Here is a 247-nt window from a genome sequence, read left to right as displayed (position 1 = left end):
ACAGGGCCTCATCGACAAAGAAGGTACGTCGTCGGACTGCCATCATATTCCATACTACACTGCCTCTGACATATGTCTTGAGTTTGAATTCCACCAATACCTTTGAGGCCCGATACATGTATTCTGATCACGGCCAGGGCAGGAATTGCGTACATATCGAACGTTACTGTCCGAGAAAGATTTCGACGGAAGGGAATAGCGACAGCACTGGTTGCCAAAGCAGAGGCAAAGGCTAAATCTTGGGGAG

1 protein-coding gene is annotated in these 247 nt (G+C 48.6%); it reads left to right on the top strand.

Annotated features, from left to right (window positions below; translation table 11 throughout):
- Positions 1 to 102 precede the first annotated feature (102 nt).
- Positions 103 to 247 (top strand): GNAT family N-acetyltransferase (locus tag ACODJP_RS14405; protein WP_422482668.1); only part of this gene is annotated, 145 nt, incomplete at its 3' end.

The sequence above is a fragment of the Pleomorphochaeta sp. DL1XJH-081 genome, assembly GCF_049310885.1.
GTDB lineage: Bacteria > Spirochaetota > Spirochaetia > Sphaerochaetales > Sphaerochaetaceae > CAYZJV01.
This window is presented reverse-complemented; position numbering and strand designations above follow the sequence as displayed.